Raw genomic sequence first — 3,418 nt, forward strand, 5'->3', positions numbered from 1 at the left:
AAATAATATAATAATTAATTATTTTATTTTTTATTTTGAAATTATTTTATTAAAGGAGTTATTATGTCAGGTTTAAGCGATAAGGAAATAAACGCCACATTGTCGAAAATCAGAGGAGAATACGAAGAAGGCGCTAAAAAATACGGAACTAAAATTTATAATGTGGAAAATTTTAATAACAGATACAGAGAAGCTTTGGAAACGAGACAGGAGTTGTCAAATTATTTGCTTCTTGAAATAAATATATTGGAAGATATAAAAAACAGATTGAGAGAGCGGGAATTAGAAAAAGAAAGAATGGAAGCGGAAGAAAAAAAAGCTAAAGAAAATTCTTTTATGAATAAAGTCGACAGCATGATAGAAAAATTTAGAAACGCGATTGAAAAATATCCTACGGAAGCGATTCATCCGAAAGCGGACGAAGAAATTTGCCATTTATACGGAGCTTTTAAAGAATTATACAACTGTTTTTGCGTTATAAGATATTTTTCTGGGGAAGCGAGCGATTATGTGATAGAAACGGCGATAAAAGATTACGACAATAAATTTCAAAGATTCGTTATGCCAGTCGGAGAAAGCAAAGTTCCTATAATATTTGCCGATTATGTGTTCGCGTTGGAGAAAAGCGAAGGAGTTGCCCGTTCAGAACAGTTTATACTTAAAGAATCTGGATTTTTCCTGCATTCGTTTATTGAAAAAATGGACAGCATAAAAACTACCGCTTTAAAAAAGAGTTTCGATAATAAAATAATACTTCCAGAAACTTTAAGCGCTCAATCTCCGCGAGTATTTTCTTTCTTCAAAGGAAAAAATAAAGAGGAAATATATAACGCCACTTTAACTTACGCTTCGGCTATGATAAACGATTTTAGATTGCAGAGTTTTAAGAAAGATGAAAATTAAAAAAGAATTTATTTTATTTTTATTATTTTCTTTATTAATACCCGATTTATTATATTCGCAAAATTTCGTTTATAATCCAACTAATATAGAAAACGCCTACAGATATTATCATTCTAAAAATTATATAAGGGCGGCGGAATTGTTCGAGTATGAAATAAAAAATTCTCCAGTTTTGAAGATAGAATATTTTGAAACGCTTTCAAATATTTATATGTATCGGCAAGATTACAGCAATATGCTTAAAGTAGCAAGAAATGGAATTCTTATAAATAGATTTTCGCCAAAGTTATATTTTCAAAAAGGATACGCTTTATACAGACTTGAAAAAACTAACGAAGCGATTGAATCTATAAGGCATTCGGTGGAATTGAATCCTAATGATGCTTATGTGAATAATTTTTTAGGGCTTTTATATTTATACACGGAAGATTATAAAATGGCGGAAACTTATTTTTTGAAGGCTAATATATACAGTCCAAATAATGTGGTTTATATGATTAATCTTGCCGCGACTTACGAAAGAAATAAAAATTATAATTCCGCTCTTCAAATTTACGAAGATGTTTATAAACTTGATAAAAATTATAAGGATGTTTCCGTTTCTATCGCGAGAGTTAAAAATTTACTCGGTTTTGAAAATCGTGCAAATGAAAAAATTGAAAATCAAAATACGGCTAATACTAACTCTTACGAATATAACGAAGACGAAGAAGCGAGACTTTATACTACAAATACGGTAAATAATTAATATATTTTTGGAAATATTATGCATACTATACAAAATATATTAAACGAATATTCTAAAAAAAATATTAATCTATTCGGTTATCTTAAAATCGCTCAAAAATGGAATATAATAATCGGCGAAACACTTTCCAAAATTTGCTATCCCGCGTTTTTTAAAAACGGAATTCTAACTTTAACTGTTGCTGATACGATTTGGGCTAATGAAATTTCAATGAACAGATTAAATATTATTAAAAACATAAAAAAAGAAACGGATGTAATAGTCGTTGAAATTAAAACGAGAATCGGCGAAATAAATATTAACGAATCAAACGATAATGAAAATAATAATATCAAAAAAAATAAATCAAATAACGAAATAAGCGAAGAACATAAAAAATGGATTTCGGATGTTATGAACGAATCGAATATTGAAGACAAAAGAATCGAAGAAATATTTTATAAGATTTTACTAAATAGCGAAGAGGATAAAAATGCCGATTGACGATAATTTTATTAAAAAAGCCATGCTGGAATATAAAGCCTCAAGAAGTGTCATAACTTTCAAAGAAATAAATAATCATTTGTCGAAATATATTTATAATTATCCGAGAAAAGTTTTCGGAACATGCCATGAAACCGCTTTAGATTTTTATTTATATTATATAGAAAGAATAGAAAATATTTTACTTAAATATAACGAAACGGAAGCGAAATTTATAACTTGGTTCACATATACTTTAAGAAATAGTTATTTAAATTATATCGATTCTAAAAAACGAAAAGAAAAATATAAAAAAACCGAAGTGTCGATGGACGCTCCTTTATGCGAAAGAGAGGCTTTGACATTGCATGATGTTTTATACGATACAAAAAAATATTCCGATGATTTTATTAATTTTATTAACGAAAGCTATAATAGCGACAACGATAATAATATAGAAGAGATTTCTTTAAAAATTTTTAATTATATTGAAAGCGAATTTTCAAATAGAGATTCTTTAATATTTTTTATTCATAATTTGGAATTATTTATAAATTTTATTACGATGCCTTTAATGAAATTTTTTAATATAGATTACGAAGAGGCTTATTCGATAATAGAAAAGGCGAGAGCGACTTATATACATAAATATAATGATATAATTAAACTTCAGGATTCTATAGCAAAAATAAATTTGAAAATTTCGGAATATAAAAGCAAAGGACTTTGGACAGTTCATTTAGCAAGCAAAAAACAAAATAGAATAAATAAACTTCAAGCGATAAAATTAAATGTTCCGCATTCGTTTATCGCAAAATTATTCGACACAAGCGTTAATGCGATTACAAAAATCTTAAATAAAATAAAAAAAGATTTGAAAAAAAATTTTATTTTGTTAAATTTAAAATAGAAATATGATTGGCGGAGTTATTTATGAATAATGAAAAAATAAAATATTATGAAGAAGAAATTATAAAATATCTTGACGGAATTAAAGTGTCCGAAGAGTTTTTGGACGAGCTTGAAAATAATTTGGAACTTCAGATAAAAGTAAATAATTTGAAATCCGATTTATTCATTATGGAAAATATTAATGATTCGGAAATGTTTGATTTAACCGAAAAAAAATCTTCAATCAAAATAAAAAATAATATAATAGAATCAATTTCTTTTTTCTTGGTAATGAAACCGCTTGCCGCGAGAGGAAATAAAGAAGAGGATAATGAAACATATATTTTTAATAATATTGAAATAAATAAAAACGGAAAAGAATATTATTTAAATCTTAGAGATATAAAAAATTAT

The 3,418-nt window shown here is 26.8% G+C and carries 5 protein-coding genes; all 5 read left to right on the top strand.

Annotated features, from left to right (window positions below; genetic code table 11):
* Window positions 1-63: 63 nt before the first annotated feature.
* On the top strand, window positions 64-903 hold the full coding sequence (locus tag ACR0QS_RS12125; protein ID WP_432633713.1) for a hypothetical protein: 840 nt from the start codon (window positions 64-66) through the stop codon (window positions 901-903).
* Window positions 893-1,651 (top strand): tetratricopeptide repeat protein, encoded by a 759-nt coding sequence (locus tag ACR0QS_RS12130; protein ID WP_432633714.1) that lies wholly within the window; start codon window positions 893-895, stop codon window positions 1,649-1,651. Before ACR0QS_RS12125 ends, ACR0QS_RS12130 begins: the two co-directional genes overlap by 11 nt.
* Before the next feature lie 18 nt (window positions 1,652-1,669).
* Window positions 1,670-2,134: a DUF721 domain-containing protein gene (locus tag ACR0QS_RS12135; RefSeq protein ID WP_432633715.1), complete on the top strand. Its 465-nt coding sequence runs from the start codon at window positions 1,670-1,672 to the stop codon at window positions 2,132-2,134.
* Window positions 2,124-3,023, top strand: coding sequence for an RNA polymerase subunit sigma (locus ACR0QS_RS12140; protein ID WP_432633716.1), 900 nt, complete (start codon window positions 2,124-2,126; stop codon window positions 3,021-3,023). Before ACR0QS_RS12135 ends, ACR0QS_RS12140 begins: the two co-directional genes overlap by 11 nt.
* A 23-nt stretch (window positions 3,024-3,046) precedes the next feature.
* On the top strand, window positions 3,047-3,418 hold a 372-nt coding region (locus ACR0QS_RS12145; RefSeq protein WP_432633717.1), incomplete at its 3' end, for a hypothetical protein.

It is taken from the genome of Brachyspira sp. (genome assembly GCF_050873525.1).
GTDB lineage: Bacteria > Spirochaetota > Brachyspiria > Brachyspirales > Brachyspiraceae > Brachyspira.